The organism is Streptomyces sp. NPDC050564, from assembly GCF_044457265.1.
Taxonomy (GTDB): Bacteria; Actinomycetota; Actinomycetes; order Streptomycetales; family Streptomycetaceae; genus Streptomyces.
The window spans coordinates 12,600-35,468 of record NZ_JBITGS010000025.1 but is presented as its reverse complement, the minus strand read 5'-3'; the positions used below and the strand labels follow the sequence as shown (position 1 = coordinate 35,468).

The 22,869-nt window shown below is 68.8% G+C and carries 21 protein-coding genes and 3 pseudogenes; 12 read left to right on the top strand and 12 right to left on the bottom strand.

Going from position 1 to position 22,869, the window contains the following annotated elements:
• Positions 1 to 58: 58 nt before the first annotated feature.
• Complete coding sequence (locus ACIBK0_RS33540; RefSeq protein WP_399088162.1) at positions 59 to 844, top strand: glutamate racemase; 786 nt, start codon at positions 59 to 61, stop codon at positions 842 to 844.
• Between the two features lie 116 nt (positions 845 to 960).
• On the top strand, positions 961 to 1,503 hold the full coding sequence (locus tag ACIBK0_RS33535) for a hypothetical protein (RefSeq protein WP_399088160.1): 543 nt from the start codon (positions 961 to 963) through the stop codon (positions 1,501 to 1,503).
• A 30-nt stretch (positions 1,504 to 1,533) separates the two neighbouring features.
• On the opposite strand, the gene ACIBK0_RS33530 is transcribed toward ACIBK0_RS33535, so the two are convergent.
• On the bottom strand, positions 1,534 to 2,595 hold the full coding sequence (locus ACIBK0_RS33530; protein WP_399088158.1) for an O-antigen ligase family protein: 1,062 nt from the start codon (positions 2,593 to 2,595) through the stop codon (positions 1,534 to 1,536).
• 238 nt (positions 2,596 to 2,833) lie between these two features.
• On the opposite strand from ACIBK0_RS33530, the gene lnt reads away from it, so the two are divergent.
• From lnt to ACIBK0_RS33510, 4 genes are all read left to right on the top strand, one after another.
• A complete protein-coding gene (gene lnt, locus ACIBK0_RS33525; RefSeq protein ID WP_399088156.1) occupies positions 2,834 to 4,447 on the top strand; it encodes an apolipoprotein N-acyltransferase in 1,614 nt (537 codons plus the stop codon).
• A gap of 64 nt (positions 4,448 to 4,511) precedes the next feature.
• Positions 4,512 to 4,991 (top strand): NUDIX hydrolase, encoded by a 480-nt coding sequence (locus tag ACIBK0_RS33520; RefSeq protein WP_399088154.1) that lies wholly within the window; start codon positions 4,512 to 4,514, stop codon positions 4,989 to 4,991.
• Positions 4,992 to 5,045: 54 nt separating this feature from the next.
• Positions 5,046 to 5,846 (top strand): 3-hydroxybutyrate dehydrogenase, encoded by an 801-nt coding sequence (locus ACIBK0_RS33515; protein WP_399088152.1) that lies wholly within the window; start codon positions 5,046 to 5,048, stop codon positions 5,844 to 5,846.
• Positions 5,847 to 5,926: 80 nt separating this feature from the next.
• Complete coding sequence (locus ACIBK0_RS33510; RefSeq protein WP_399088150.1) at positions 5,927 to 7,852, top strand: helix-turn-helix domain-containing protein; 1,926 nt, start codon at positions 5,927 to 5,929, stop codon at positions 7,850 to 7,852.
• Between the two features lie 51 nt (positions 7,853 to 7,903).
• On the opposite strand, the gene ACIBK0_RS33505 is transcribed toward ACIBK0_RS33510, so the two are convergent.
• Positions 7,904 to 9,289 (bottom strand): MFS transporter, encoded by a 1,386-nt coding sequence (locus tag ACIBK0_RS33505; RefSeq protein WP_399088147.1) that lies wholly within the window; start codon positions 9,287 to 9,289, stop codon positions 7,904 to 7,906.
• Between the two features lie 271 nt (positions 9,290 to 9,560).
• Between ACIBK0_RS33505 and ACIBK0_RS33500 the strand changes: the two are divergent.
• Positions 9,561 to 10,181: pseudogene (locus ACIBK0_RS33500) on the top strand (MBL fold metallo-hydrolase); the annotation flags it as partial.
• A gap of 176 nt (positions 10,182 to 10,357) precedes the next feature.
• Here the strand turns inward: ACIBK0_RS33500 and ACIBK0_RS33495 are convergent.
• Positions 10,358 to 11,554, bottom strand: coding sequence for a hypothetical protein (locus ACIBK0_RS33495; RefSeq protein ID WP_399088145.1), 1,197 nt, complete (start codon positions 11,552 to 11,554; stop codon positions 10,358 to 10,360).
• Between the two features lie 162 nt (positions 11,555 to 11,716).
• Complete coding sequence (locus ACIBK0_RS33490; protein WP_399088374.1) at positions 11,717 to 13,417, bottom strand: L-aspartate oxidase; 1,701 nt, start codon at positions 13,415 to 13,417, stop codon at positions 11,717 to 11,719.
• Positions 13,418 to 14,176: 759 nt separating this feature from the next.
• On the opposite strand from ACIBK0_RS33490, the gene ACIBK0_RS33485 reads away from it, so the two are divergent.
• Positions 14,177 to 15,094 (top strand): RNA polymerase sigma-70 factor, encoded by a 918-nt coding sequence (locus ACIBK0_RS33485; protein ID WP_399088143.1) that lies wholly within the window; start codon positions 14,177 to 14,179, stop codon positions 15,092 to 15,094.
• A gap of 206 nt (positions 15,095 to 15,300) precedes the next feature.
• On the opposite strand, the pseudogene ACIBK0_RS33480 reads toward ACIBK0_RS33485, so the two are convergent.
• From ACIBK0_RS33480 to ACIBK0_RS33470, 3 genes and pseudogenes are all read right to left on the bottom strand, one after another.
• Positions 15,301 to 15,582, bottom strand: a pseudogene (locus ACIBK0_RS33480) (DUF5134 domain-containing protein); the annotation flags it as partial.
• Positions 15,583 to 15,768: 186 nt separating this feature from the next.
• Complete coding sequence (locus ACIBK0_RS33475) at positions 15,769 to 16,170, bottom strand: cupin domain-containing protein (protein WP_399088141.1); 402 nt, start codon at positions 16,168 to 16,170, stop codon at positions 15,769 to 15,771.
• Between the two features lie 469 nt (positions 16,171 to 16,639).
• Positions 16,640 to 17,113 (bottom strand): carboxymuconolactone decarboxylase family protein, encoded by a 474-nt coding sequence (locus ACIBK0_RS33470; RefSeq protein WP_399088139.1) that lies wholly within the window; start codon positions 17,111 to 17,113, stop codon positions 16,640 to 16,642.
• A 251-nt stretch (positions 17,114 to 17,364) separates the two neighbouring features.
• On the opposite strand from ACIBK0_RS33470, the pseudogene ACIBK0_RS33465 reads away from it, so the two are divergent.
• A pseudogene (locus ACIBK0_RS33465) lies at positions 17,365 to 17,460 on the top strand (IS5/IS1182 family transposase); the annotation flags it as partial.
• Positions 17,461 to 18,193: 733 nt separating this feature from the next.
• On the top strand, positions 18,194 to 18,592 hold the full coding sequence (locus tag ACIBK0_RS33460; protein ID WP_399088137.1) for a YrhB domain-containing protein: 399 nt from the start codon (positions 18,194 to 18,196) through the stop codon (positions 18,590 to 18,592).
• A 385-nt stretch (positions 18,593 to 18,977) separates the two neighbouring features.
• On the opposite strand, the gene ACIBK0_RS33455 is transcribed toward ACIBK0_RS33460, so the two are convergent.
• Together ACIBK0_RS33455 and ACIBK0_RS33450 are read right to left on the bottom strand one after the other, a co-directional pair.
• Positions 18,978 to 19,697, bottom strand: coding sequence for a hypothetical protein (locus ACIBK0_RS33455; RefSeq protein ID WP_399088135.1), 720 nt, complete (start codon positions 19,695 to 19,697; stop codon positions 18,978 to 18,980).
• Between the two features lie 115 nt (positions 19,698 to 19,812).
• On the bottom strand, positions 19,813 to 20,190 hold the full coding sequence (locus ACIBK0_RS33450; protein ID WP_399088133.1) for a LysR family transcriptional regulator: 378 nt from the start codon (positions 20,188 to 20,190) through the stop codon (positions 19,813 to 19,815).
• A gap of 310 nt (positions 20,191 to 20,500) precedes the next feature.
• On the opposite strand from ACIBK0_RS33450, the gene ACIBK0_RS33445 reads away from it, so the two are divergent.
• Positions 20,501 to 21,109 carry a DJ-1/PfpI family protein gene (locus tag ACIBK0_RS33445; protein ID WP_399088131.1) on the top strand — a complete coding sequence of 203 codons (609 nt, stop codon included), beginning with the start codon at positions 20,501 to 20,503 and terminating at the stop codon, positions 21,107 to 21,109.
• A 370-nt stretch (positions 21,110 to 21,479) separates the two neighbouring features.
• Here ACIBK0_RS33445 and ACIBK0_RS33440 read toward each other — a convergent pair whose 3' ends face one another.
• Together ACIBK0_RS33440 and ACIBK0_RS33435 are read right to left on the bottom strand one after the other, a co-directional pair.
• Positions 21,480 to 21,626, bottom strand: coding sequence for a hypothetical protein (locus tag ACIBK0_RS33440; protein ID WP_399088129.1), 147 nt, complete (start codon positions 21,624 to 21,626; stop codon positions 21,480 to 21,482).
• A 27-nt stretch (positions 21,627 to 21,653) separates the two neighbouring features.
• On the bottom strand, positions 21,654 to 21,950 hold the full coding sequence (locus ACIBK0_RS33435) for an Lrp/AsnC family transcriptional regulator (RefSeq protein ID WP_399088127.1): 297 nt from the start codon (positions 21,948 to 21,950) through the stop codon (positions 21,654 to 21,656).
• Positions 21,951 to 22,016: 66 nt separating this feature from the next.
• Here ACIBK0_RS33435 and ACIBK0_RS33430 point away from each other — a divergent pair, with 66 nt between their 5' ends.
• Positions 22,017 to 22,229 carry a hypothetical protein gene (locus ACIBK0_RS33430; protein ID WP_399088125.1) on the top strand — a complete coding sequence of 71 codons (213 nt, stop codon included), beginning with the start codon at positions 22,017 to 22,019 and terminating at the stop codon, positions 22,227 to 22,229.
• A gap of 19 nt (positions 22,230 to 22,248) precedes the next feature.
• On the opposite strand, the gene ACIBK0_RS33425 is transcribed toward ACIBK0_RS33430, so the two are convergent.
• Positions 22,249 to 22,764: a carboxymuconolactone decarboxylase family protein gene (locus ACIBK0_RS33425; protein WP_399088123.1), complete on the bottom strand. Its 516-nt coding sequence runs from the start codon at positions 22,762 to 22,764 to the stop codon at positions 22,249 to 22,251.
• Positions 22,765 to 22,869 lie beyond the last annotated feature (105 nt).

Genomic DNA, 22,869 nt, shown 5'->3' with positions numbered 1-22,869 from the left:
CCGCCGCAGTCTGCCCCACCCCGGCCGACCGTTGGGGCGGATCGTCTATGGTGACCGGGTGAAGATCGCGCTCATGGACTCCGGAATCGGACTGCTCGCTGCTGCTGCCGCGGTACGTCGACTGCGGCCCGACGCCGATCTCGTGCTCTCCTCGGACCCCGGCAGCATGCCTTGGGGGCCGCGTACGCCGGAGGACGTCACCGCACGCGCCCTCGCCGTCGCCGAGGCCGCCGCGCAGCATCGGCCGGACGCGCTGATCGTCGCCTGCAACACCGCCTCCGTGCGCGCCCTGCCCGCGCTGCGCGCCCGTCTGGAGCCGGAGGTGCCCGTCATCGGCACCGTCCCGGCGATCAAGCCGGCCGCGGCGGGCGGCGGACCCGTGGCGATCTGGGCCACACCCGCCACCACCGGCAGCCCCTATCAGCGAGGACTCATCCGCGAGTTCGCGGACGGAGTGAGCGTCACCGAGGTGGCGTGCCCCGGGCTCGCCGACGCCGTGGAACACGCGGATCAGGCAGCCATCGACGCCGCGATCGCCGCGGCCGCCGAGCACACCCCGAAGGACGTAAGGGCCGTCGTCCTGGGCTGCACCCATTACGAACTGGTCGCCGAGCGTATCCGCGCGGCCGTGCAGCAGCCCGGCCTTCCGCCGCTCGTCCTGCACGGGTCCGCCGGCGCCGTGGCCGCCCAGGCGCTGCGCAGGATCGGCGAGCTCCCGGACGCCGAGGCTCCCGCCGACTCCGCCGTCACGGTGCTCCTCAGCGGCCGCGAGGGCGCGCTGCCCGCGACCGCGCTGCAGTACGAGGAAGGCCGCCTCCTGTCGGCGGTCAGCCCCGCCCGCTGACCGACGGTCACCGCTGGTCAGCACACGGACGCCCTCCGTACAGCCGTCGACCACCCGGGGGAGTAACGCTCCGCGACCCGGTGCCCGCGGTGCGGAACCTGAGTAGTCTCATTGATATGAGGGACCACCCCCACGGCGAAAGCACGCCCCCGGAGATCTGGACCGGGCGTGCGACCAACCGCGTCCAATGGCTGCCCGCACTCGGCGGTGCCGCCTGCCTGGCGCTCGGTATCGAGCTGGCCGTCGACTCCGTGTGGACATCGGGCACGGCTCCGCTCGTCATGTCCGTGGTCGGCTGCATCGCGGCCGGACTGCTGATCCTGTTCGGCACGCTCGCGTTCGTGCACGTCGCCGTGAAGGTCGACAAGGACTGCGTCGAGGTGCGCTGCGGCCACATCGGTCTGCCGCGCCGCCGTATTCCGCTCTCCAGCGTCGTGGGCGCCGACTTCGAGCCACGCGTCACTCCCCGCCAGTGGGGCGGGTGGGGCTACCGCTGGCGGCCCGAGAAGGGGACCGCCGTCATCGTCCGGCGCGGCGAGGGCGTGGTGCTGCGTCTTGGCGACGGCCATACGTTCACGATCACGGTGGACAACGCCGAGGCGGCGGTACGCATCATCCGCGACCGTCTGCGCCCGGCCACTCCCGGCACCGTGATCTGACCCGGGCCGGCCCGCCCGGCCTGCCGTGCTTCACGGCTCCATGCGGTTGCCGCGGCGATGCTCCGCGGTGTCCATGACGTTCTCCGGCCCCTCGTCGGCCAGCGGCCGCGCCGTGGCGAGCCCGGCGAGCAGGCCCGCCCCGGCTGTCACCGTGGTGAAACTCAGCGCATTGCCGATCGACGCGATGGCGGCCAGCGCCGCCAGGGCCGCGCCCGCCGTCAGCGCGATCGGTGTGGGGCGCGGAGCGCGCCACAGCGCGTACAGGACCCAGCAGAACGCCGCCGCGAGCAGTGCCACGCCGATCAAGCCCTGCTCGGCCGCCTGCTGCAGGGGCGCGGAGTGGGGCTTGCCGTCGGGCAGCAGTGAGTGCGCGACCGTCGGGCTGAGTTCTCCGTAGCGTCCGGGACCGACACCCAGCGCCGGATCCTGGCGGGCCAGATGGAGTGCGTCGTGCCAGAGCAGGACCCGGTGCCGGGTCAGCTGTCCCTCCAAGGAGGTGGTCAGGCCGTCGGGCAGCGAGTCCTCGGCGATCGCCCAGGTCGTTCCTGCGACCAGCGCCGCGGTGAGCGCCAGTCCCGCGAGCCCCAGGGCGCGGTGACGCATACGGGCCGCGGCCGTCGAACACAGCAGGACCCCGGCGCAGGTGACGAACCCCGTGGTCGACCCCAGCACCGCCGCGGTCACCGTGACCCCGGTGGCGAGCAGCCGCAGCGTGAGGCGCAGCGCGGGTGGGTCGGCTGCCCAGGCCGCGCAGCACGCGGCGCCGGTGGAGAGTGTCAGCAGTGCTGCCGTGGCGCCCGTGTGACCGAGCTGCGAGGTGATCTGTGGTCCGGGAGTGGCGATCGCGAGGCCGAGTCCGGCAAGGGCCCCGGCGCAGGGTGCGGCGACCGGCAGGAGAGCCCCGAAGATCCGCCCCGAGGCGTAGCCGGCCGCCACCGCGAGCACCGCCAGCAGTACGCCCTCGGGCCTGCCGTCGTGTGCGGCCGCCGTGATCAAGGACCAGGTGGCGCAGGCCGCGAGCACGATCACGCCCGCGGCGTCCGAAGCGTTGCGTCTCTCGCCCGCGGCCGCCGTATCGGCCGTGGACGTCATCCCCGTGGACCCCACCCCGTCGCCCCCCGTGTATGACGGGCCCCGGTCGTCGTGGCCGCATCCGGCCGCACGTCAGAGGCTCGGGCACACCGTAACGGGTGATGCGCCGGTTTGTGGACAAGTTGCGCAGAAACGTTGCGGCAGACGCGCACGGGACGTCCTGCCCGCAGCCGTTCGCCCACCCGGGCCCACAAGACCGTGCTGTCGGCGCCGATGTCACGCGCCGTACACTCCCCGAGTGACCGCCACCGCAACCACCGTAGACGAGCCGGACCAGCTCGAACCCCAGGCCGCACCCGCCTCGCGCGCTGCCGGACTGGCTCGGCATCTCGTTCCGGCCGCCGCCGCGACGCTCTCCGGAGTGCTGCTGTACGTCAGCTTTCCGCCACGGACCGTGTCGTGGCTCGCCCTGCCGGCCTTCGCGGTCTTCGCCTGGGTCCTGCGTGACCGCACCTGGAAGGCGAGTCTCGGCCTCGGCTATCTGTTCGGCCTGGGATTCCTGCTCCCGCTGCTCGTGTGGACCGGTGTCGAGGTCGGCTCCGGGCCGTGGCTGGCTCTCGTCGCGGTGGAGGCGGTGTACATAGCGCTGGTCGGTGCGGGCATCACGCTCGTCTCCCGGCTACCCGCGTGGCCGCTGTGGGCGGCCGCGGTGTGGATCGCCGGTGAGGCGGCACGCGCGCGTGCGCCGTTCGGCGGCTTCCCCTGGGGAAAGATCGCCTTTGGACAGGCCGACGGCGTCTTCCTTCCGCTCGCCGCCGTGGGCGGCACCCCGGTGCTCGGCTTCGGGGTCGTGCTCTGCGGCTTCGGGCTGTACGAGATCGTGCGCCTGGTCGTCGAAGGCCGCCGTACGCGTGTCGTCCGGCGAGGCGCCGCCGCGGCGGCGCTGCTCAGCGTCGTCGTGCCCGTGGCGGGGGCGCTCGCCGCGCGGACGCTGGTGAGTGACAAGGCCGAGAACGGGACGGCGACCGTCGCGGTCATCCAGGGCAACGTGCCGCGTGCGGGGCTCGAGTTCAACGCCCAGCGGCGCGCGGTTCTCGACTACCACGCCCGGGAGACCGAGCGGCTGGCTGCCGAGGTCAAGGCGGGCAAGGTTGCTCAGCCCGACTTCGTGCTGTGGCCGGAGAACTCCTCCGACATCGACCCGTTCGCCAACGCCGACGCGCGCATCGTGATCGACACCGCGGCCAAGGCGATCGGCGCCCCCATCTCGGTGGGCGGTGTCGTCGAGCGGGACGGCAAGCTCTACAACGAGCAGATCCTGTGGGACCCGGTCAAGGGCGCGGTCGACACCTACGACAAGCGGCATGTCCAGCCCTTCGGCGAGTACCTTCCGATGCGTTCCCTCCTCGGGGCCATCAACAAGAACTGGACGACCATGGTGCGCCAGGACTTCAGCCGTGGCACCAAGGCGGGCGTGTTCACCATGGACGGCGCCAAGGTGGGTCTCGCCACCTGCTACGAGGCCGCCTTCGACTGGGCCGTGCGCAGCACCGTCACCGACGGGGCGCAGATGATCTCGGTGCCCAGCAACAACGCGACCTTCGACCGCAGCGAGATGACCTACCAGCAGCTCGCGATGTCCCGTGTCCGTGCCGTGGAGCACAGCCGCACCGTCACGGTGCCGGTGACGAGTGGCGTCAGCGCCGTGATCATGCCGGACGGGAAGATCACCCAGAAGACCGGGATGTTCGTGGCCGACTCGCTGGTCCAGAAGGTGCCGCTGCGCTCCTCGCAGACCCCTGCCACGAAGCTCGGGATCCTCCCCGAGATGGCCCTGCTGCTGGTCGCGGCGGGCGGCCTCGGCTGGGCGGTGGCGACGACGGTGCGTGGACGCCGGGACACCGGCAGGTAGGCGCGCAGGACGGGGCTGCCCGGACCGCCGGGGCGTTACCGGGCTGGGCCGTTAGGGTCGGGGCATGGCTATTCCTGACTTCATTCGCACGATCCGGGCCTCCGCGGGCCATCAGCTTCTCTGGCTCCCCGGCGTGAGCACGGTCGTCTTCGACGACGAGGGCAGAGTGCTGCTGGGCCAGCGCTCGGACAACGGTCGGTGGGCGCTGATCTCCGGTATCCCGGAACCCGGCGAGCAGCCCGCGGCCTGTGCCGTGCGCGAGGTGTACGAGGAGACCGCCGTACGCTGCGAAGTCGAGCGGGTCGTTCTGGTCGAAGCCGGCGAACAGGTCACCTTCGACAACGGTGACATCTGCCAGTTCATGGACACCACGTTCCGGTGCCGGGCCATCGGCGGCGAAGCCCGTGTCAACGACGACGAGTCGCTGCAGGTCGGCTGGTTCGACGTGGACGCCCTTCCCGAGCTGAGCGAGCACGCACTCTTCCGGATCAAGCAGGCGCTATCCGATGCACCCACATGGTTTGCACCCATGGCCAGAGGGTGAAGTGTGTGCGGCGACCACATCGGTTGGGACGTGGGCGCTGCTTAGGGTCGAGGCATGACCGCGCCCAGCGCCCTCCCGGGCCCCCACGCCTCCGCACTAGACCTCGGCGGCCGCACCGCCCTTGTCACCGGCGCCGCAGGCGGCATCGGCCGCGCCTGCGCGCTGCGGCTCGCCGCCGCCGGCGCCAAGGTGAGAGCGGTCGACCGGGACGCCACGGGCCTGCACGCGCTGGCCGAAGGAGCCCAGGGCCTGGCAGGCACGGTCGAGCCGTACGTCCTCGACCTCACCGACCTCGACGCGGCAGAGCAGGCAGCCGCGGGCACCGACGTCCTCGTGAACAATGCCGGGCTCCAAATGGTGCGCCCCATCGAGGAGTTTCCGCCCGATGTCTTCCACACCGTACTGACCGTGATGCTGGAGGCACCGTTCCGGCTCATCCGCGGAGCGCTGCCCCACATGTACGGGCAGGGCTGGGGCCGCATCGTCAATGTCTCATCGGTCCACGGGCTGCGAGCCTCGGCGTTCAAATCGGCGTATGTGGCCGCGAAACACGGCCTTGAGGGGCTCTCGAAAACCGCCGCCCTGGAAGGCGCACCCCATGGAGTCACCTCGAACTGTGTGAACCCCGCCTATGTGCGCACCCCACTGGTCGAGAAGCAGCTCGCGGACCAGGCGCAGGCGCACGGGATTCCCGAGGAGCGCGTCCTGGCCGAAGTGTTGCTGCAGGACAGCGCGGTCAAGCGGCTCATCGAGCCCACGGAGGTCGCGGAGGCGGTGGCCTATCTGTGCGGTCCGCAGGCGGCCTTCATCACCGGTACGTCCCTGGTGCTGGACGGGGGCTGGACCGCGCACTGAGCCGGAGCCGAACGGGAGCCCGGGCATGAGTTGTCCACAGGCCTTCCGGTGCCGGCCCGTCGATGCGTAATCCTGTGAGCATGTCCCGCGATCACGTGCAATCCGCCGAGCGCCCGGCCGACAGCGCCGAGGCGCCGTTTCTGGAACTCCTGGCCAGAGGCGCGTCCGCCGACGCCTACGAGCAGCCCGTGCTGCTCGCCCGCGCCGAGGGCCGGCCGCCCGAGCGCATCGCAGCGCTCGAACAGGCCAAGCTGCTCGCCCTGCGCGTGCGCTCGGAGATAGAGGGACGGCGCCGTCGTGAGGCCGAGCTCTCCGCGCTGTTCGAGACCGCGCACGACCTGGCAGGCCTGCGCGACCTCGACGCCGTACTCCAGGCGATCGTGCAGCGGGCCCGGTCACTGCTCGGCACGGACGTCGCATACCTGAGCCTGCACGACGAGGCCAGGGGCGACACCTATATGCGGGTCACTGAGGGCTCGGTCGCCGCGCGCTTCCAGCAGCTGCGGCTCGGCATGGGGGAGGGGCTGGGCGGACTCGTCGCACAGACCGCCCGCCCCTACGTCACCGACGACTACTTCAAGGACGAGCGCTTCCAGCACACCCGGACCATCGACTCGGGCGTCCGGGACGAAGGCCTCGTGGCGATTCTCGGGGTGCCGTTGATGATCGGGTCCCAGGTCATCGGGGTGCTGTTCGCGGCGGACCGCCGCGCGCGGGTCTTCGAGCGGGAGCAGATCGCCCTCCTCGGCTCGTTCGCGGCCCTGGCCGCGGCGGCCATCGACACGGCGAACTGGCTCACGGAGACCCGCTCGGCCCTCGACCGGCTGGGCCGTGCCAACGAGATCATCCGGGACCGCAGCGGGGTGATCGAGCGTGCGTCGGACGTCCACGACCGGCTCGCCGAGCTCGTGCTGCGCGGCGGCGGGGTGCACGACGTGGCCGCCGCCGTCTCCGAAGTCCTCGACGGCACTGTCGTGTTCGTCGAATCGGGCGACGCGCCGACTGCCGCTGTGGAGACATCCCGCACCGAGGGCCACGCCGTGCGACACCGGGACGACTGGGTCGCCGCGGTGGCCGCCGGAGGCGAACTGCTCGGCGCGCTGGTGCTGCGCGGGCATCCGGGCCTCGACCCCGTCGACCAGCGCACCCTGGAGCGGGCCGCGATGGTCACCTCACTGCTCCTGCTCGCAAGGCGATCGGCCGCCGAGGCCGAACAGCGCGTCCGCGGCGAGCTGCTGGACGACCTGCTGGACGCCCGCGACCGCGATCCACGCCTGCTGGGTGAGCGGGCCGCCCGTCTGCACGCCGACCTCGATGGCCCGCACGTGGTACTGGCCGCCCGGCTCGACGCTCCAGCCGCGGACGCCGACCAGGAGGCAGCTGCCCGCAGACGCCTGTGGTCCGCCGCCTCCCATCTCGCCACCACCCGGCATGGACTGGCCGCCGCCCGAGACGGCGGCACGGTCCTGCTGCTCCCCCTCGCGCCCGGCGACACCGCGACGAACCTGGCCCGTCGTACGGCCAGGCACCTCGGCACCGCGGTCCACGCGGGGGTCACCGTCGGCGCCTCCGCGCCCCTCGAGCAACTCGCCGCCCGCCCGGACGCGGTGGCCGCCGCGTACGCGGAGGGACAGCGCTGCCTGGACGCCCTGCGTCTGCTCGGACGCGCCGGAGACGGTGCGGCCGCCGAGGACTTCGGCTTCCTGGGGCTGCTGCTCGCAGGGGACCGGGACATCTCCGGCTTCGTCGAGCGCACCATCGGCCGCGTCGTGGCATACGACGAACGACGCGGGACGGATCTGCTGCGCACCCTCGACGCGTACTTCGCCTGCGGCATGAGCCCCGCGCGCACGAAGGACGACCTGCATGTGCATGTGAATACGGTGGCGCAGCGGCTGGAGCGGGTGGGACGGCTGCTCGGGGACGACTGGCAGAGTCCGGCCCGCGCGCTGGAGATCCAACTCGCCCTGCGACTGCACCACTTGTCGTCGGCCGCACCGCACTGACCCCCGTACGCGTCATCCGCGTACGGGGGCCATGAAGAGGGGACCAGAGCCTCAGACGGTGCGCGCGTCCGCGGCCGGGACCGCCGCCGGCCGGTCGTCGTTCGGGGGCTCGACCTCCGCCAGGTCGCGGTGGCGTGTCTCCTTGGCGGCTCCCACCGCGATCAGGGTCAGGACGGCCGCCGCGATCACGTACAGGGCGATCGGTGTGGAGCTGCCGTAGTCGGACAGCAGGGCGGTCGCGATGAGCGGTGCGGGCGCGCCCGCCGCGACCGAGGCGAACTGGGCCCCGATGGAGGCACCCGAGTAACGCATGCGCGTCGCGAACATCTCGGAGAAGAAGGCGGCTTGGGGCGCGTACATCGCGCCGTGCAGGACCAGGCCGACAGTGATGGCGAGCACCAGGTTTCCGAAGCCGCCGGTGTCGATGAGGGAGAAGAACGGGAACATCCACAGGCCGACTCCGGCGGCGCCCAGCAGATAGACGGGCCGGCGGCCGATCCGGTCCGAGAGCGCGCCCCAGGCCGGAATGACGACGAAGTGCACGGCGGACGCGATGAGCACCGCGTTGAGCGCCGTCTGCTTCGAGACGCCGGCCGACGTGGTCGCGTACACCAGGATGAAGGCGGTGATCACGTAGTAGCTGATGTTCTCCGCCATGCGGGCGCCCATCGCGATGAGTACGTCACGCCAGTGGTGACGCAGCACCGAGACCAGCGGCAACTTCTCGGGCTCCGTGTCCTGTGTCGCCCTACGAGCCTCGGCCTGCTCCAACGCCTGCTTGAACACGGGCGATTCATCGACAGACAGACGTATCCACAAACCGACCATCACCAGGACGCCCGAGAGCAGGAACGGAATGCGCCAGCCCCACGAGCCGAACGCGTCGTCCGACACGGTGGCCGTCAGCAGCGAGAGCACGCCGGTCGCCAGGAGCTGCCCCGCGGGCGCCCCGGTCTGCGGCCACGAGGCCCAGAACCCGCGCCGCTTGGCATCGCCGTGCTCGGACACCAGCAGGACGGCGCCGCCCCACTCGCCGCCCAGGGCGAAACCCTGCACCAGCCGCAGCGTGGTCAGCAGCACGGGGGCAGCCGCCCCGACGGTCGCGTACGTGGGGAGCAGGCCGATCGCGAACGTCGCCCCGCCCATCAGCAGCAGGCTCAGCACCAGCAACTTCTTGCGGCCCAGCCGGTCGCCGTAGTGCCCGAAGACGAGCGCGCCCAGAGGCCGGGCCGCGAATCCCACCGCGTACGTCAGGAACGACAGCAACGTGCCGACGAGCGGGTCGGATTCCGGGAAGAACAGCTTGTTGAACACGAGGGCGGCGGCCGAGCCGTAGAGGAAGAAGTCGTACCACTCGATGGTGGTGCCGATGAGGCTGGCGGCGACGATGCGCTTGAGGCTGGCGGGTGGTGGGGGAGCGGTTGCTGCGGAGGCCATGTGCGCCACTTCCTCGTGGTCGGTGGGGACGGGTAGGTGTCGGCACACCGTAGAAACACGCAGGTCGGACGCACATGTGGCGGGGCAACATAGTTTGGGGGTTGGCTATGCGTGCAGCCAACATGCCCGCCGGGGGAAGGGTGGCTCAGCGGCTCGAACCGGGTTGAAACGAGTGCCGTCCGGGTGGTGGAGTCCGGGGTGATTTGACGGTGCCGTGCTGACTCCCCAACCCCCCGTCGCCCAGGCGCGTGCGACAGGTCAGGATGCCGCTATGAGAATGCCTGTCGGTCATGCGAGCCTGCGTCCGTATCTGCCGTACCAGCAGCCGCTCATGACGAGCGATGACGGGCTGGTCGCACATTTTCTGGGCACCAGTTCCGTCCTCCTGTCGGACGGCGAGACCTCCGTGCTCAGCGACGGTTTCGTCACCCGGCCGGGGTTGCTGCGCGTCGCCTTGGGCAGGATCGCGCCCGACCGCTCTGTCGTGCGCGCGGCCATCGATCGACTGCGGGTGAAGAATCTGGCCGCGGTGGTCTGCGCCCACTCCCATTACGATCACGCCCTCGATGCGCCGGTGTGGGCACTGGAGACCGGCGCGGATTTGGTCGGATCGCCCTCTACCGCGAACATCGGCCGCGGCCTGGGAGTGCCGGCGTCGTCCTTGCGGCTGGTCGCTGACGGGGAGACCGTCTCTTACGGCCGTTTCGACCTGACCTTCCTGGACTCCGTGCACAGCCCCGGCGACCACTATCCCGGCACTGTCGACGAGCCCCTCGTACCACCGGCCCGGGCCGCAGCATGGAAGACCGGCACCGCCTACAGTGTCCTCGTCACCCATCCCGCAGGCCGCATCCTGCTGCACGCCAGTGCCAACTTCCGCCCTGGCGCCCTGCGAGGCCGGGCCGCCGACGTCATCTATCTGGGCATCGGCAACCTGGGCAAGCAGTCGACCGAGTTCCTGCGCACCTACTGGGACGAGGTCGTTGTTTCGACCGGGGCCCGCCGGGTCGTCCTGGTGCACTGGGACGACTTCTTCCTTGGTCTGCACCGGCCCCTGAGGCCGATGCCCTACTTCCTGGACGACATGGACGCCACGATGAGTCGGCTGTTGCCCTTGGCCCGCCGCGACGGTGTCGACGTCGTCCTACCCGTCGCCTGGCAACCGAGCGCTCCTCTCGCCGACCTCTCGTGAACCGTTCCCGCATGTGCCGAGTGACGTCGGCATGGACGACGGGCCCTCACCTCGAGACTGATGACGGCAGCGACCTGGTCGTCGTAGCGGGCGACGAGGCCGGTGCGCCCGTTGACGGAGTGGGCGGTCAAGGTGGTGCGCGGACGGCGGGCCAGGAGTGTCAGCAGGCTGTGGGCGACCCGCCGGCTGCCGTGTACGGGCCTGATCCGTGCCCGGATCTTGCCGCCGCCGTCGAAGAACGCCGTGGCGTCCGGACACAGCAGCGAGGCGAGCAGCTCCGTGTCTTCGCTTGCGCAGGCCTGCCGGACGGCGCGGGCGAGGGCATCGTGCCCTTCCGGCGTCGTGGGGCGTGAGCGCTGCATCCGCAGGCAATGGCGGGCCCGGTCGGCTAGTGCCGCGTCAGCCAAGGTTTGCCCGTTGAGGAGCGGCGTCCGGTGCGTGCTCTGGGTGTCGCCCCCGGCCGAAGGCTGGGGGACTGCCGGCCGGAAGTCCTCGTACTGGATGTACTTGGGCTTTCGGCCGGCGCGGCGAGTGGGGGCACCTCCCACGCCCTTAAGGCAGTGGGGGAGCGTGCCGGGCGTCGCGACGGGGCGAACCTTGGCTGACGCGGCACTAGCTAGTTCGATGCACTCCGGCTCTGGGCGTCCCACGATGTCGGCGACCATGTCGGGCACCAGACCGAAGGCGTCATTGAGTACGAACGCCGCCCGCTGGGCAGGCGACAGAGAGTCCAGCGCGTCCAACAGCACCTGGCTGACCTCCTCGGCCAACCTCGCCTGCGTCTCCTCGGCGTCTCCCGTCTCCGTGCGATGACCCTGCCTCTGGCCCGTCGCACTCCGTTCGGGGTGGGTGAGCCTGCTCAGACAGATCTCGCTCGCGATCTTCGCGAGCCAGGTCCGGGGTGCTGTGATCTGTCGGCGCTCCGCGTCGGACAACCCGTACCACCGGCGGTAGGTCTCATCGACGACGCTTTCTGCCTCACGGGGGCTGCCCAGCATCCAGTAGGCGACATCCAGCAGATACCGACGCTCTTCCAGCAGCTCAGCGATCGGCACCGCGTCAGCAGGGTCCATACGGCATCCTCCCACTCGCACGGAATCTTTGGCCGTGCGCATCAACCCGTCGACGTTGGGGAGGGACTCAGGGGTATCGGCGTCCCGATGGCTGGGTGCCACTCCGCGGCACCTGCGTCCTGCAAACGGGCTGCAGCAGCCGATGGCTGAATCCTCGCGAGGTCATTCGGCAAGCTTTCCCTCGGTCGAGACTTCTTCCATCAGGGAGGAAATCTCGTCCGGGATGGCCGGGATGCTCTCGCGGCTGATACCGGCCGTGGGGGACCACACAAGGTTGACCTGCAGATCGGGGTCGAGGTCGGGGTGGTCGCTGCGGTTGTGACAGCCGCGGGTCTCGCGCCGCTCCAGTGCTGCTTCGAGGGTGGCCCGGGCTGACAGGGCGGCGGACTTGAGATCAAAGGCGTGCGCGAGATCCTGGAAGCCTGCGATGTCCGGGTGTATGCCTACGTCCTCCATCCTCTTCTCGATCACCGCGAGCTCCGCCAGCCCGGCGCGAAGGCCTTCTTCGTCGCGTACGACTCCCGCATGCTCGGTCATCGTGTTGCGGATGGCGCGTTGCAGGGCGCGGACGTTCTCCCGTCCGTCGGCCGCGAGAAGATCGTCGATCTCCGCGCGGGCCTGCCCGGTGGCCGACGCCGACCGTAGCTGCGCGGTCAGGGACTGCGAGTAGGCGGCGGCCGCCTGGCCTGTGATGCGACCGAAGACCAGCAGTTCGATGAGACTGTTCCCGCCGAGGCGGTTGGCGCCGTGCAGCCCGCTCGACGCTTCGCCGATGGCGTACAGGCCCCGAACATCGGTGCTGTGGTCCTCGGGACGCACCCACACCCCGCCCATCGAGTAGTGCGCCGTGGGCGCGATCTCGATCGGATCGCGGGTGATGTCCAGCATCTGGAGGTCCAGAAGGGTCTGGTAGACGCGAGGGAGCCTCGTCATGATCGTCTGCCGTGGCAGGTGTGAGACATCGAGCCACACTCCGCCCTTGGGAGTCCCGCGTCCTTCCTTGATTTCCGTGTAGGAGGCCAGGGCCACGCGGTCGCGGGTGGACAGTTCCATGCGCGCAGGGTCGTAGCGGGTCATGAACCGTTCCCCGAGCGCGTTACGCAGGATGCCGCCCTCACCCCGCGCCGCCTCGCTGACCAGGGTGCCGGCCGCGTTCTCCGGCTCGATGATTCCGGAGGGATGGAACTGCACCAGCTCGGGGTCGCGCAGGCGGGCTCCGGCCTCCACGGCCAGGCGGAAGGAGTCGCCCGTGTTCTCGTCGCGTCGTGAGGACGTACGCCGCCAGATACGGGTGTGGCCCCCCGCCGCCAGAATGACGGCGTCGGCATGGATCAGATACCGCGTTCCGTGGGTCAGGTCGAAGCCGTAAGCGCCGAAAACGGCCCCATCGTGCACCAGAAGCCGGGTGATGTAGACGCCGTCGAGCACGGGAATGTTGAGCTGGGCCGCGCGCCTGATGAGTGTGCGCTGGATCTCCAGGCCGGTGTAGTCGCCGGCGAAGGCGGTGCGCCGGAATTTGTGCGCGCCGAAGAAGCGCTGGGAGATCCGTCCGTCCTCTTCCCTGGCGAAGGCCATGCCATAACGTTCCAGGTCGTCGATACCTCGGATGGCGCCCTGGGTGACGATCTGGACGGTGCGGGGATCGGCCAGCAGATAACTCTCCTTGAGAGTGTCGGCTGCGTGCTGCTGCCAGCTGTCCTCGGCATCCATGGTGCCGAGGGCCGCGTTGATTCCTCCGGCAGCGAGTGCCGTATGGGCGTCCTCCTTGGGGCGCTTGCCGACCGTGAGGACGTCGACACCGGCCTCGGCCAGTTCGATCGCTGCGCGCAGCCCGGCACCTCCGGTGCCGATCACCAGCACCATGGTGGAAAGACGCTGTTCGGTGATAGCCACGGTCTGCTCCGATCGCCGAGGGGTTGCCACTCACTACGACCGGACCGCCCCGGGATATGTGACACCTTTCGCTACTGCGACTCCCGTGGTGGGTGGCGTCCACTGATTGTCAGGATGTCGTTGGCGCCGCCAAAGATGCCTGACCCGCCATCTGACCGACGCATGCTGTCCTGTTGATGATGTGTCGGCCGTTTCGAGCGGTGCGGCTCAGCCCAGCACTCCGGTGCCGATGCGCGCGGCCGGTCGGGCGTTTGTGACCTCATGGGAGCCCGGCCAAAGGTCTCATCACAGTCTTCCCCTTCCGCCCGACTGGCGCATGCCTGCCGAAACGGCCTGGAAACGGCATACGGTCGGACAGGCCGCCGATGTCGCGGCTACGAAGCCTCACCGAGGGGCCCATCGCCAGGACCAGGTACGACCTCCCACCGCATAACCCAGCTGTTGAGTGTCTGTGGTCGGGTTAGATCACTCGTTTATGCGATGCGCCTCAGTCCGGTCCCGATCCAACCTGGCCAGGTAGGAATGCATCGATCGGAAGCGATGGGAGCAGCCGTGACTTTCAGTGACCAGAGATTGTGTGGCATCTGAACAAGCCGTGTGCTCCCTGCCCGGCGGCACGTCGGTCTGCAGGAGGGTGACCTGGACTGGGGGCGGAACCGTCCGTGAACGAGGTAGCCGGTGGTCCCGCCAGTAGGCGGCCGTGACCGGGGGAAGGGAGACCGCAGGATTATGGATCTCAGATCGTCCTCCCCGGCGGAGGACCTTGAAGAGGCAGTCTCTGTGTTTGTTCGGTACCGGGGTCGCCTGTTCGGCATCGCCTACCGTGTGCTCGGCAGCGTGGTCGAGGCCGAGGACGTGGTCCAGGAGGTGTGGCTGCGCTGGCAGAACACCGATCGCTCCGCGGTGGTGAGCCCGGTGGCCTTCCTCTCGAGCGCGACGACCCGTATGGCCATCAACGTTGCGCAATCGGCGCGTGTGCGTCGGGAGACGTATATCGGGCCGTGGCTGCCCGAACCGGTCGACACCAGTTCGGATCCGGAAGTGGGCGCGCAGCGTGCGGAGGCACTGGAGCTGGCTCTGCTGCTGGTGCTGGAAAAGCTCAGCCCGGTCGAACGTGCCGCATACGTGTTGCGTGAGGCGTTCGACTATGGCTACCCCGAGATCGCTGAAATACTTCAGCTCAGCCTTGTCAACGTGCGGAAGATCGTCAGCCGTGCTCGCAGGCATTTGTCGGACGAGCAGCGGGAGAGCGTGGACACGGCGGAGCACCGACGCCTCCTGAATGCCTTCGTCTCAGCGGCTCGAACGGGGGATGTGGCTTCACTGGAGGCCCTTCTCACCCCGGATGCCGTCAGTCTGTCCGACGGCAACGGTCTCCGGTCCTGCGCTCGTATACCCGTGCTGGGCCGTGCGCGGGTGGCCAAGCTGTCGACCTATCCGCGGTTCTGGCGGGAGGCGGAGCCCAGGTTGGTCGACGCCAACGGCTGTCCAGGCGTGATGGTCTACCGAAATGACCAACCCATCGCGTTCATGACGGTAGCCGCCTCGCAGGGAGGCATCTACAACGTGATGTGGGTGTTCACCCCGAGCAAGATCACCGCGTTCCTCGATTCTTGGCCCCGCTGTGCACCCCCCGTTGCTGCGTAGGGTGATGTGTGCCTGCCCCAGGTGTGACGTGGGAGTCGTCATGCGATGAACGCAGGCACCCGACGGACCCTCCGTTCCCGTCCATCTTGTGTGGAACGACCTCGTGTCCGGCCGTGTCCAGCTTCTTCGCCACCTGCGTCCGGACCAGTCCCATACCACCGATCACGGCGAACTACATGGGCCACCTCCCCGACCGCACCGAGCAGTTATGCGGGCTGCGCGCTGACGGCACAGGAAATACGCCCCTGATCTCTGCCGGACCGTGCGTCGGCAACATCCATCCAGGCCATCGCGGCCATGCCGACCGCGTACCGCAGCCTCTGTGCGGTTGCGGTCAGTACCGATTTCTCGCAGCGGCTGACAGCGCTCAGCGGAAACCACAATGCGGCGGCTGCGAAGAAGGCTGTCAGCGGCGCCTCCGGCAGCATGCGCCCCCAGTTCCAAGGCATCACCGCCATGGCCAGCGCCATGGCGGTGCGCAGGAAATGGTCGACTCGACTGCGCTACCCGGCACTCCGTGACAGGACGTCATACCGCAGCGCTCGGATGGCCGCCGCCGCGAACAGCGCGGTCAGCATGCCGTACACGACATCAGTGGCGCTCATGCCTCATCGTGCCCTCCCCCGGAGGAGACGAGCTCCGTTCGAACCCGGGCTGTGCGAGCAGGCGGCAGGTCAGTCGGTGGGCCGCGGGGCGCGCAGGTGAGCCCGCTTCTCGAGCTCCTCCTCGTTGACCAGCGTGAGCATCGGCCGGCCCGGCGCACAGAGCATGAACACGACGTACTTGGCCGGCGCGTCCGACAGGGCATTGCCGTTCTGGTAGTGGATCACGTCACCGCCCGGCTCCCAGAACGTCTCACCGGCCTTGATCACGCGCTCCGGCTCACCCTCGAGCTCCCACCGGACCGCGCCCTCGGTGACGTAGCCGAAACACGGCCCCGAGTGGCGGTGAGGAGGAGTGCCGGGGTGACCGGGAGGCCACTCGACAAGGACGGTCATCCCCGAAGCACCCTCGGGAATGAAGGGCGGCTTGACGTCCGCCAGCATCTCGGGTCCGACCCCGTCCACTGAATCCATCTCGTGCACTGTGCAACACCTCCGTAGGGCTGCCCGGAATGGACGTTCTCGCGTCGGCGATTCCGGGCTCACAAACAACTTGCTTCATAGTGAAGACAAAGCGCGGCACGCATCTGTGACACACCGTCTGCCGTCTGTCTTCTGTCTCGACAGAGAGTCCCGAGACCACCCAGCCTCTTGTCGTGCGGCTTCCACAGTCCGGGAGACCGCGGCATCGAGTACCCGGCCCGCACTCGCCCTTGACGGCCGCCTCGGGGAGAACACGGTCGATCCGCGAGGAGTACCGTCCTTCAGACTTTTCAAAGCTGTGTCGTGAAGGAGGTGGCGCAGTGTCGGGCTGCCAAGAAACGGGCGCAGCCGACCGCGTGGTTCAGTGCGGATGGCCGGCGCCCGAAGTCGGTCTCTCCGCCGGAGGCCGGGGCGACGCGGAGACGGATCATGCGCGTCCGGCCGGGCCGGACGTCCTGGCTCAGCCGAACTGGCCCACCTGATAGCTGCCTGCCGGCTGCTGGTTGATGATGTTGATGCGGTTGTAGCTGTTGATGACGGCGATGAGGGAGATCAGCGCGACGAGCTGGTCCTCATCGAAGTGCTTGACGGCGTTCGCCCAGGCCTCGTCCGTGACCCCACCGGCTGCGTCCGCGATCCGGGTGCCCTGCTCGGCCAGCTCCAGTGCGGCGCGCTCGGCCTCGGTGAAGACCGTCGCCTCCCGCCAGGCGGCGACCAGGTTGAGCCTCACCGAGGTCTCCCCGGCGTGGGCCGCGTCCTTGGTGTGCATGTCGGTGCAGAAGCCGCAGCCGTTGATCTGGCTGGCGCGGATCTCCACCAGACGCTGAATGGCGGCCGGCAGCGTCGAGTCCGACAACACCTTGCTGGCCGAGTAGAAGTGCTTCAGCAGCTTGGTCGCGAGGTCATTGCCGTAGTAGTTGAGACGCGCATCCATGGGTCCTCCTAGCAGAGTTGGCGTTACGCACTACTGACCGGACAGCCCGGCAAGGTGTGACACCAAGACGCTGTGTGATGTGAGTCTCAGCGACCATGCCATCGCCGTACGGACGGCACCCTTGACACCGTCGGCATGTTCGCCTGGACGGCGCCCAGTGAGCTGCAGTCGGGAAACCATGCCAAACCACTCTTCAGTCGGAAGGCGAGCCGAGTGTGTGACCAAGGCTGGGGGAGACGTTCTGGAGCCATGCGGGCTTCGACGAGAACCGCTACAAGAAACGCAACACCGTCGAGCGGGCCGTCAACAAACTCAAGAACTCCCGGGCCGTAGCCACCCGCTGCGACTGTGCGGATGGCGGTGCCGTCTCGGCGGTGGTCCGACCCGACCGGCCGACCACACTTGGGGCAAGCGCAGGGAGCTGACCGACCGCCGCGAGCAGTTCGAGCGGCAGTTCCTTGTCTCCCTGGCCGATGGTGAGCGCGAGCCAACTGCCGGAATCCCCGTGTGGCCATGCCTGCATGCTTCCGGCCAGCTGGCCAAGGAAGTTGATCGGCTCGGACACGGCCTCCCCTCGAAGCCAGCCCTCAGATACGGCCACAGGTCGACGACGAGTGGCTCGCCCCAGCGTGCCTTGAGCGCTGCGACCAGCGCGTCGAGGTTGGCCCGCAGGACTGCGTCGGCCTCGCGCGCCGCCTGGCCGTCGCCGTCATCCCAGAAGTCCTGACTGGCCCGCAGGATGCGCACACGATGCTCGGGGCCACCGCACCCGGTGTCGTCATGAAAGGTCGTCTCCGGGAAGGGCTGTTCGAGCAGCTCGTCGATCAAGGAGAGGTGCTTCTCAAGAGCCGCACCCGCAATGGCTCCGGACTCATCGGTGGTCATGAGCGCAGACTAGGGGACTGCACGGCCAATCCAACCCGGGCCTTGCAGCCCGAACCGTGATCGCCCGGACAGCTCCTGGCGGTCGACCCCAGAGGCGGCTTGCCCTGAGACATTCGCGCAGTTCACTGGCGCTTACCCCGCTCGCAGTGGCAGGGGAAAGCCACTCGTCGGCGCAGGGGCATCGTCGAGGAAGAGTTGGAGCGCAAGTATCAGAAGTGGTCGGCCGGCGGCGGGGACTCGACGGCCATGACTGTGGCGGATGTCGAGGAGCACGAGTTGGTGTGGATCGTCTGCCGGCAGTCCGAGGAGTTCGTGCGCACCGGGCACCCCGGCGCCATGCTGGTCGGCAATGGACCGTATCTGGTCGATCGCGTCGACGGAGGGCTGTACCAGATCGGAGTCATCTCCGCGGTGGGCGGGGAGTCGGAGGCCGACTACCGCTTTCGCATCCGTGGGCTGGCCGTCCGGACCGCGGCAGGCGATCTACACGATGAGATACGCGAAGTCGCCGCCGCAGGCGGGCGCATGCAGTTGTCGCACCCTACGTCACAGGCTGTCGGTGCTGTCCCCGGCGCAGGCCCCTCGAGTACGTGAGCGCGGTGCTGGGCGGTGATGCCCCAGCGCACCTCGTGTCGGTCGCCGTCGAGCAACTCGTTGAACCCATCAACCCGGTGCTCGCCGTGCAGACCACCTGTCAGGGAAACCCAGCCGGCCGATGTGACTCACGAGCGTTGACTTCCCCATGGGGAAGCCATCCGTAATCACAGTTGGACACTCACGAGGTTGTGATGTTGCTTCCGTGAACCTACTGCCGCTGCACAGTCGGGCTGTAGCCCATTGAGTCCGAGGAGCCGGGGTTTGCGACCCAGGACAAGGCCATCGGGTGTTTGACGGAGATCCACAACGAGAGGAGCTGGGCCACTGGCTCACGATGACGGCGGATTCACAGGCGTGGCGGAGACCTCGACCGAAGGCTCCGTCAGCTGAAGTGGACGTCGCTGAGGTCGATGGAAACCATGACCTGATCCATGAGCGGGCGACCGTCGATGTCGCGGCGGTAGGCCCGGCGTTTGGTGGGCAGCACGATGCCGTCCGCTTCTGCGTAGTCGTGGACGTACTGTGCGGCGGTGAATCCGCCGGCCACGTCGACGTGGTAGTCGTGGCGCCGTAGCAGCCGGTCAGGGCCGAAGTAGAAGTCCTGGTGGGTGCTGTGGCTTGCGATCCGGAGCGGGAAGGCGGCGCGCAGACCCGGCCAGACCTCGTCTCTTTCCCGCCACGGCTCGATGTCGGTGACCGTGAAGCCGGGCATGGCGAGCAGGAAGGGCGTGGTGAGGTAGGTCCACAACGCGTAGCCGTTGAAGTAGGCGCGGTCCAGCGGGTCCCAGGGGGTCTCCAGTGTGTGTCCGGAGAATGACGCCCGAGGGTCCGTGCGTTCGGCCACCACCTGCCCGTCGAGTTTTTCGATGCTCACTCGTCCGGGCGTGAAGTCGGTCCGCTGGTCGGGAGCACCGAAGGGCCGTACCGAGGCGTGCTCCTCGTGCAGCCTGACGGTCATCGTGCGAGGCGTCGCATCCTGCGTCAGGCCCTTGATGGCGAACAGGTCGCCACCACTGACAAGGGTGGCTTGTGCTTGGGTCAGTTCCTGCCAGCGTGCCATCCCGCCATGGGCCTCGATGACTTCGATGAGGAGATCATTCACGTTGAATTCCTACCGTGCTTTCCGCCCGTCGCCCCGGGAGGAGAGCCGATGATTCGGCCGGATGGGTTGGGGCCATGCCGGGCCGGCGGTGCGCCCCCGTGGGCGTGTTCGCCTGTCATGTGAGGTGCTCACTGAACCGGGCAAGGGCGGTGGAGCTCGACTTGGAGGTGCCGGGCCAGCGCAGGAGCTCCACGCTGACGCGTTCGGCGAGCGTGTTGATGAGCTCCCTCGGCCTGCGGTGCACCCCGGTATGAACGCCCACGAACATGGAGCTGCGTTCCGGCCGGGTCGCCTCGCGCAGCCCGCACGGAATGGAATTGACTTGTTCCAGCACGTCCCGCGCGAGCGGCAGCAGCGCCTCGCGGGGGTGAGCGTGACGCCGTGGGTCGCGCTCGAACAGCCGGTTGTCGAGCTCCCGCTCCTGGTCCCTTATCCGCTGGCTCAGCGGTGAAGCGGCCATGTGCAGTCGCCGGGCCGCCGCCGTAAAGTTCAACTCCTCAGCAGCTGCGACAAAATAGCGCAAATGCAACATCGCCACGTTGTCACGTCAACCGCGATCCACCAACCTCCGAGCTGTCGAGCGTCGGAACGGCGGCTCATGCCGTGCCGGCTCTCCCGGGGCGCCAGAGACGCGAGGAATACGTCGGGGTGCAGCCGGGACTGCACCTCGGACTTCGGGGCGGCTGCTGCGAAGGAGGGTGACTCGACCCCGGTAGGCAGGCCACGAGCCGCTGATTGGCTCTCGCGCCCGCACGGCGCGCCAGGGAAACTGCGGATCCGATGCCGTACTTGGAGGAGTTGTGATGCAGGTAGCCGTGGTCACCTTCGACGGGTTCAATGAGCTCGACAGTTTCATCGCTTCCGCGCTGATCAACCGGTGCCGTAGGGACGGCTTGGAAGCATTCATTACGACGCCGACGCCCGTGGTCACGTCGATGAACGGCGTCGAGGTGACCGGGCAGCGCCCGATGGAGTTCGTGACCGAAGCCGATGTCGTGCTGATCGGTAGCGGGGTGAAGACGCGAGACGTGGTCGCCGACGACCGGCTGATCTCCAGGCTGCTGCTCGACCCTTCGCGACAGCTGATCGGTGCCCAGTGCTCCGGCGCGCTGGTGCTGGCCCGGCTCGGGTTGCTGGATGGCATGCCGGCGTGCACGGACATGAAGACCCGGCCCTTTGTCGAAGCCTGCGATGTCACCGTGCTGGATGCGCCGTTCTACGCCGAGGGGAACATCGCTACGGCGGGCGGTTGCCTGGCGTCCCAGTATCTCGCCACGTGGGTGATTACCCGAATGCTCGGGGAGGACGCCGCGCGCGACGTCATCGGCTACGTGGCCCCGGTCGGCGAAATCCAGGAGACGGTCGAGCGCGCCATGCGTGCCGTCCATGCGGGCGAGGTTGCACTGCACTGACGCGCCGTTATCCGCCTTGCGAGCCGGCCCGCAGTTACGGCGACGACTGAGCGCATTGAGGGTCTGGCGCTGTTGTCCCTCAACAACTGGCCGAGGTGATAACGGAGTTGTGCGCTTCCAGTTGCCGCATCAGGCGAATGCCGAGCTGTACGCGCCTACGCCGAGGGTCTACGCCGAGGCCAGAGGGTCACGCTGCACCTCGACGGCACCGAGGTGCAGGTCCGGTCATCGCATCTCGGGTGTCCTCCCGTACTGCGCGGTCCCACTCGATCTGAAGGACCACAAGAGCGGGGTGAACGCTCGGGGCTCGGCGCGTGGGATGTGTTCATTGTGGCCACGGTGACATTGTCGAGGATCACATGTGGTCGGCTCAGAGGCTGCCTGGGCGTACCAGACCGGTCCGCTTGACCCCGGTCAGGATGGGGGTGACCTCGAGGGTGGAGATGTGCTTGAGGGCGCCGATGGTGTCGCTCATGAAGTGGTAGAGCGCGTTGAGGTCGGCTGCCGCGACGGCCACGAGGAGATTGGCCGGGCCGGTGGTGGCCTAGGCGAACCGGACCTGTGGGTGGCGGCTGAGCCACTGGCCCGTCTCCTCCAGTCCGCCAGGTGCGACGGTGATCCACAGGAGTGCCTCGGCGCGGATGCCCAGCCGGGCGAGATCGACTTCGGTCGCGAGCCTGAGGACCTGGCCGCCCACCAGTGCCTCCAGACGGCGACGGGCGGTGAGGGCGGTGGTGTCGGCGCGGCGCGCGAGGTCGGTGTAGGAGGCTCGTCCGTCCTCGATCAGCGCGGCGGTCAGCTGGTCGTCGACTGACAGGAGGGCGGTGCGGGTGGGTACCACGCGGCGGGCGGCAATGCGACCTATGTCTACCAGTTCGACTACCGGCCAGCCGAGGACGAGCACGCCTTGGGCGCCACCCACTGCGGCGAACTGCCCTTCCTCTTCAACACCTTCGACGCCTACCCGGACAGCCCGATGCTGGGCAAGCCCCAAGACGCCCAGCGCGCCCTGGGGCACCTCTTCGCGGGCGCGGTCGCCGAGTTCGTCACGACCAGATCGGTGCACGACTGGCTGCCGTACGCGCCCGCGGCGGGCGCACGCATCCGGCACTTCGCCTGAGTTGATGATGTTCCGGATGTCAGTCATCTCCTCCGGAGATGGCCACGGGGACCGGCGACTGCGGCCTTACCGGATGCTTGCTCATGACCGAGACCCGGTTGAACGCGTTCATGGTGACCGCCACCCAGATCACTGCCGAGATCTGGTCATCGGTAAGCACCTCGCGGGCCGCGTCGTACGCGGTCTCCTGCAGTGCTGCGTCACCGGGATCAGTGGTCGCCTCCGCGAGCGCGAGCGCAGCGCGCTCGTCGGCGGTGAAGAGTTCGGTGTCCCGCCAGGCTGCCAGCACACCGAGCCGCTGCGTGGTCTCGCCCGCCCGCACGGCCGCCTTGGTGTGTACGTTGAGGCAGTAGGCGCAGCCGTTGATCTGCGACACGCGCAGGTTGACCAGTTCCACGAGCGCCGGGGCGAGCCCCGCCTCCAAGGCGACCGCGCGGACCGCCTCCGAGGTCTGCACCAGAGCGTCGTAGGCGGCGGGGCTCTGCTTGTCGATGAAGATCCGCTGGGCCGCGGATCCGGTCGCTTGGGTGCTCAACCTCGGACTCCTCCGGGGCCTGTGCAGCCCCTTGTCGTGTGCTGTGGACCTGCTGGTGCCACTGCCTACCATCCGGCATGATGGTTGAATATAGAACAAATTTCG